We start from the raw sequence: 6,188 nt of genomic DNA on the forward strand, positions 1-6,188 counted from the left end.
GCGTAGGCGACCACGTCCAGCGTGGACATGACCAGGCCCGCGCCGTTGCCGATGATCCCGACCTCGCCGTCGAGCTTGACGTAGTTCAGGCCCTTGGCCTTGGCGGCGACCTCGAGGGGGTCGCCCTCCTCGGCGAACGTGAGGCTCTCCAGGTCCTGGCGGAACTCGGCGTTCTCGTCCAGGGTGACCTTGCCGTCGAGGGCGACGACGCGACCGTCCTTGGTGAGGATGAGGGGGTTCACCTCGACGAGCGTGGCGTCCTTGCCCACGAACGCGTCCCACAGCTTGGTGATGATCTCGGCCGCGCCCTGGGCGGCGGCCTCGGGCAGGTTGCCCGCCTTCACGATCTCGGCCGCGACGTTCGCGGGGGCGCCGGTCAGGGGGTCGATGGAGATCTTGGCGACCGCGTCGGGGTTGGTGACGGCGACCTCCTCGATCTCCATGCCGCCCTCTTTGGAGCAGATCGACAGGAAGTTGCGGTTCGCGCGGTCCAGCAGGAAGGAGAAGTAGTACTCCTCCGCGATGTCGGAGGCCTCCTCGACCAGGACACGGTGGACCGTGTGGCCCTTGATGTCCATGCCGAGGATCTGCTCGGCCTTGGCCTGGGCGTCCTCGGGGCCCTCGGCGACCTTCACGCCGCCGGCCTTGCCGCGACCACCGGTCTTGACCTGCGCCTTGACAACGACGCGGGGTTTGCCGGCAGCGGCGAACTCGTCAGCGATGGCACGTGCCTCAGCGGCCGTGCTCGCCACCTTCCCCTGGGGTACGGGAACCCCGTACTCTGCGAAGAGTTGCTTCGCCTGGTATTCGAACAGGTCCACGAGGGTCCGTCCTTGTAACTCGCTGGCTCAGGATGTCTACCGGGGTGGCCTCGTCCGGATCGGCTGTGACCTACTGGTACACGTCACACGCAGCAGGACCCCGAGGGGCCCCGCCGTTCACAGAGATCGAGATCGCCGCGGAGTCGCCACCCGCGACATGCGCAAAGCTTAGTCGCCTGAAATCCGGCCGCCGGACACCGGGGGCTGCTTCACCGCGTCGGTCCCGGCCCAAAAGCCGTCCATGCCGCACTGCGGAAGCGTCCGCGTGGGAAATTGTGTGACCAGCGACACCGCGAATAACACGACATGGGTGCATCGGCCGCAGCATGGCCGCTTCGTCCCTGCGACCAACATCACGCCGCGGACCGCCGCACGGGACCGGGCGCGGACGACGCCCACCGTCCCTGCGCTCCCCGCCGGCGCCGCCGGAGGATCAGGCCGCGTGCGCCGGGCGGACGTTCTCCCGGACCCAGTCGGCGATCTCCGAGGTGGGCGCCCCCGGGGTGAAGATCTTGGCGACCCCCAGGCGTTCGAGCTCCGCGATGTCCGCGTCGGGGATGATCCCGCCGCCGAACACACGGATGTCCTCGGCGTCGTTCTCCCTCAGCAGCTCCATCACCCGGGTGAACATGGTCATGTGGGCCCCCGAGAGCACGGACAGCCCGATGGCGTCGGCGTCCTCCTGGAGCGCCGCCGCGACGATCATCTCCGGCGTCTGGCGCAGACCGGTGTAGATGACCTCGACCCCGGCGTCGCGCAGGACGCGGGCGACGATCTTGACCCCCCGGTCGTGCCCGTCCAGTCCCGGCTTGGCGACGACGATCCTTGCCGCACCCTCGGCCATGGCTTACCCCTCACGACGTGTTCCCCGCGGCCCGGCCACTCCTTGTGGGAGTCCCACCGGGGCGGGGTGGAGACGATGAACTCGTGTGAAGCGTAACGCAGGTCACTCGCGGGTGGCGGGCACGGGGACGGGTATCTTCCGAGCATGGGAGACGATGCCACCGAATTCGACCGAACCAGCACAGAGGACCTGCGGGACCGCGCCGTCGAGCTGGCACGTCAGAGGTGGGACCTGCGCTTCTTCTGGCGGCTGCTCGGCCTCGTCCCGGCGGCGGAGGCCGCGGCCGGGAACGACCGGGCCAGCGAGGCGAGTGTCGCTCAGCTCTCCGGCTTCGTGCACGAGGCCCTCTCCGCCGAGACGGACCCCGGGGTCCAGGAGGCCCTGCGCCCCGTCTACGTCCAGTACCTCCTCGACCACGGGGAGGAGGCGGGCGACGCGGACCCCGGAACGGGGGACACCGGACCGGGCGGAGCCCCCGCGGCCCCCGGGGACGCCGCTCCGGAAGGGGCCCGGCCCGACGGGGCCGACGGCGACAGGCCTTCCTGACCCCTCGGGGTGCATGTCCGAAAACCGCCAGCACCCGCCCCGGCCCATGGGTGACCATGGACAGTGTGATGGACGACGACCAGCGCTACCGCGCAGTACACAGCAGGGACTCCCGCTTCGACGGGGTCTTCTACACGGCCGTGCGCACCACCGGGATCTACTGCCGTCCGAGCTGCCCCGCCGTCACCCCGAAGCGGGTCAACACCAGGTTCTTCCCCACCGCGGCGGCGGCCCAGGAATCCGGGTTCCGCGCCTGCAAGCGGTGCCGCCCCGACCTGACGCCGGGCTCACCGGAGTGGAACCTGCGGGCCGACGTGGTCGGCCGCGCGATGCGGCTCATCCAGGACGGCGCCGTGGACCGGGGCGGCGTGGGCGCGCTGGCCTCCGCCGTGGGGTACAGCGAACGCCAGCTCAACCGGCTGCTGTCCGCCGAGGTGGGCGCGGGGCCGCTGGCCCTGGCCCGCACCGAGCGCGCCCAGACCGCCCGGGTCCTGGTGGAGACCACGGACATGCCGATGGCGGACGTCGCGTTCGCGGCCGGGTTCGCGAGCGTGCGCCAGTTCAACGAGACGATGCAGGCGGTGTTCGACCGCTCCCCCACCGAGATGCGCTCGGTCGGACGCTCCCGGGCCCCCGGCTCCTCCGCACCGGGGACGATCACGCTGCGGCTGCCCTACCGGGAGCCGATCGACCTGGCCTCGATGCTGGGGTTCCTCGGCGACAGGGCCGTCCCCGGGATCGAGGAGTACCGGGAGGGCGTGTACAGGCGGACGCTCCCGCTCCCGCACGGAACCGGTGTCGTGGAGCTCTCGGCGGGTTCCGGGCCGGGACACGTGCTGTGCCGGCTGCGGCTGACCGAGACCCGCGACCTGGCCAGCGCGGTGCGCCGGTGCCGCAGACTGCTGGACCTGGACGCCGACCCGCGTGCGGTCGCCGAGGCCCTGGGCGGGGACCCCCTGCTCGGACCGATCGTGTCGGCCCGTCCGGGCATGCGGTCGCCCGGGCACGTGGACCCGGCGGAGCTGGCCGTCCGTGCGGTGCTCGGCCAGCAGGTATCGGTACGGGCCGCGCGCACGCTGGCGGGCCGGCTGGTGCAGAGGTTCGGAAAGCCCCTGGCGGAGGGGCTGGAGGTCCCGGGCGGCGGCCTGACGCACCTGTTCCCGTCCCCGGACGTGCTGGCCGGGGCCGACCCGGCGGGTTTCTCCATCCCCGTGGCGCGCGGAACCGCCCTGGTGGGACTGAGCGGGGCCGTCGCCTCGGGCCGTGTCGATCTGGGGCCGGGCTGCGACCGGGAGGAGGCCGAGCGGCGCCTGGTCGAGCTGCGCGGCATCGGTCCGTGGACGGCGGGCTACGTGCGGATGCGCGGCCTGGGCGACCCCGACGTGTTCCTGCACGGCGACCTGGGCGTCCGGTCGGCGCTGGAGGCCGGAAGGGCGTGGACCTCCCCGGCAGCGGCCGCCCGGAACGCACGGGGGTGGAGCCCGTGGCGCTCGTACGCCACCCACCTGCTGTGGGCGTCGCTGGGCGACGCCGCCCGGGCGCGGGAGGCGGGAGCGGTTCCGGACGGCGCGTCTGCGGACGGCCCGTCCGGGGCGGTCGGCGGGGTCGCGGGCCGCACCGGTTCCGCGGCGTGAGCCGGAAGCGGTGCGGGACGACCGCGGGCGGGCCCGGCCGTGCGGCCGGGGTTCGGGCCCGGACCGGCGGGGAAGCGGTGGCCGCCGCCCGGTTGTTGGAACCACGGGGCCCTCGGGGTCCGGTGGCCGTCGGCAAGGGAAGACGGACGTGAGGACGAGAGGGAACGGTATGAGCATCACACGGGCACCGGGTGCCGTGGCACCCGGACAGGAGTCACTCTTCGCGGATGTCGAACCGGTCGCCCCCCTGCGGGCGCCGACCGTGGAGTTCCGGACCCCGCTGGACGGGCCGACCCGGTACACCACGATGGACTCGCCGGTGGGGCTGCTGACCCTCGTCGGCGACGGTGAGGCGCTGGGCGCGCTGTTCACGCTCGCGAAGGACGGCAGCTCCCCGAGCGTCCCGGCGGAGTGGATCGCCGACCCGGCGCCGTTCGCCGAGGCGGTCCGGCAGCTGGACGCGTACTTCGCGGGGGAGCTCCGGGAGTTCGACCTGCCGCTGGCCCCCTCCGGGACCGAGTGGCAGCGCAAGGTGTGGGCCGGGCTGACGACCATCCCGTACGGGGAGACCGCGAGTTACGGCCAACTCGCCGAGGAACTGGGGCGGCCGACCGCCTCCCGCGCCGTGGGCATGGCCAACGGTCGCAACCCGATCAGCATCATCGTCCCCTGCCACCGGGTCATCGGGGCCGACGGGACCCTCACCGGGTACGCGGGCGGTCTGGAGCGCAAGGAGTTCCTGCTCGGACTGGAGGCGGGGCGCGCCGCCTAGCGGCCCTCCCCGCCCCCACGCGGAACGGCCCCGGGAACGGGGCCGTTCCGCGTTTTCCACAGGGGGGAGACCGGTCTGGCCCCGCCCTCCGGAACAGGGTTGACTGGAAATCGGGGGGGTCCCCGGGGCAGGACGCTTCGCCCTGCCCCCGTTCCGTTCCGCGCCCCTCCCCCCGCAGTGTGCGCCCACCGCCGGCCTCCCGGCGGGCTTCCGGGACGGCGTCCCTTCCCCTTCCACCCCTTGCAGGCGGGTATTCGTGTGGTTACCCTGCGGTAGCAATGTGGTCGAGACCCCGTGACCGCAGAGCACCGTGTCGACCCCCCGTCCGCTCACCCCAAGGAGAAGCGTTGACACCCCCCACCTCCCCCGCCTTTCGCGTGCGCCTTTCCCGGACCCGGTTCCTGGGCGCGGCCACCCTCTCCCTGACCGCCGCGGCCGCCCTGGTCGTCTCCGCCGGTGCGGCCCAGGCCCAGCCGGCGCCCGTGGACACCGCTCTCGCGACCGCTCCCAACGTGGAGGTCACCGCGGACGGCGCCGCCGAGTCCCTGCCCGGCGCAGCACCCGGAACGGCGGCCGAGGACGTGCTCGCCGACGCGGTCGTCGCCGACGTCCTGGAGGCCCGGGGCACCGGGCTCTCCGCCCTCGACGCCCGGGACCGCGACGTCCGGATCGACATCCGGGAGGCCTCGGACGGCTCCGCCTTCGGTGTCGCCATCGTGACCGCGCCCATGGGCTCGGAGGAGAGCCCCTACGCCTGGCTGTTCGCCGCCGACCACGAGGGCTCGGAGTGGACCGTCGGACTGGAGGGCACGGAGGAGTTCTCGGAGATCCTCTCTGCGTCGACCCTGCTGGCCGAGGAGGAGCGGGAGGCCGTCGCCGCGTCCACGAACCCGGACGAGGTCTCCGCCTCCACCTACATCGGGGTGGGGCTGCCGTTCTCCATCGGCTCCTCGATGGTCATGACCGGCGGACCGCACGGCTTCAGCTCCGGCCACCCGTACAGCTCGGTGGACTTCGCCGGCGGCAACGGCCAGGCCCGTGCGGCCCGGGGCGGCTACGCCTACAGCCTCTGCACCGGCTGGACCCGGGTGATCCACGACAACGGCTACTCCACGGACTACTACCACCTGGAGGACTACCAGTGGCTGCCAGGTAACAACGTCGGCGTCGGCCACTACCTCGGAAGGCAGGGCAACAGCCTCTGCGCCGGCGGCTCGACGACCGGCGCCCACATCCACTTCGCGCTGAGGGGCTACACCGACCCCAACGCGGCGGGCTGGTACGTCCCCCTCCACGGCAGGACCCTGGGCGGCTGGACCTTCTACGAGGGCGCCGCCTACGGCGGATACGTCTACCGGAGCGGCGTGGGCACGGTCTACCCCGGCGGCTCGGTGTACAACTACGGGTTCTAGAAACACCGGGCTCCAGAAACACTGAGTTCTAGAAGCACTCTTTTCACAAACGCACAAGCACAGGCACAAAAAAGGAGGGGGCCGCCCACAAGGCAACCCCCTCCCTCACAAAAAACCGTGGCAGCGACCTACTCTCCCACCCCACCACAGGGCAGTACC

The 6,188-nt window shown here is 72.4% G+C and carries 6 protein-coding genes; 4 read left to right on the top strand and 2 right to left on the bottom strand.

Features of this window, described 5'->3' with window-relative positions:
* A partial coding sequence (locus tag ABZ234_RS33735) for an ATP-grasp domain-containing protein (protein WP_355014745.1) occupies nucleotides 1–821 on the bottom strand: 821 nt, incomplete at its 3' end.
* Nucleotides 822–1,254: 433 nt separating this feature from the next.
* Nucleotides 1,255–1,665 carry a cobalamin B12-binding domain-containing protein gene (locus tag ABZ234_RS33740; RefSeq protein WP_267946591.1) on the bottom strand — a complete coding sequence of 137 codons (411 nt, stop codon included), beginning with the start codon at nucleotides 1,663–1,665 and terminating at the stop codon, nucleotides 1,255–1,257.
* Nucleotides 1,666–1,809: 144 nt separating this feature from the next.
* Between ABZ234_RS33740 and ABZ234_RS33745 the strand changes: the two genes are divergently transcribed.
* The 4 genes from ABZ234_RS33745 (at nucleotide 1,810) to ABZ234_RS33760 (ending at nucleotide 6,029) form a co-directional block, all read left to right on the top strand.
* Entirely contained in the window at nucleotides 1,810–2,211 is a 402-nt protein-coding gene (locus ABZ234_RS33745; RefSeq protein WP_355014746.1) for a hypothetical protein, read from the top strand.
* A 56-nt stretch (nucleotides 2,212–2,267) separates the two neighbouring features.
* Nucleotides 2,268–3,845 carry an AlkA N-terminal domain-containing protein gene (locus ABZ234_RS33750; RefSeq protein WP_355014747.1) on the top strand — a complete coding sequence of 526 codons (1,578 nt, stop codon included), beginning with the start codon at nucleotides 2,268–2,270 and terminating at the stop codon, nucleotides 3,843–3,845.
* Nucleotides 3,846–4,014: 169 nt separating this feature from the next.
* Entirely contained in the window at nucleotides 4,015–4,617 is a 603-nt protein-coding gene (locus ABZ234_RS33755; protein ID WP_355014748.1) for a methylated-DNA--[protein]-cysteine S-methyltransferase, read from the top strand.
* Between the two features lie 347 nt (nucleotides 4,618–4,964).
* Complete coding sequence (locus ABZ234_RS33760; protein WP_344186119.1) at nucleotides 4,965–6,029, top strand: peptidase M23; 1,065 nt, start codon at nucleotides 4,965–4,967, stop codon at nucleotides 6,027–6,029.
* Nucleotides 6,030–6,188: the final 159 nt, after the last annotated feature.

Source organism: Nocardiopsis sp. NPDC006198 (assembly GCF_040613895.1).
Taxonomy (GTDB): domain Bacteria; phylum Actinomycetota; class Actinomycetes; order Streptosporangiales; family Streptosporangiaceae; genus Nocardiopsis; species Nocardiopsis tropica.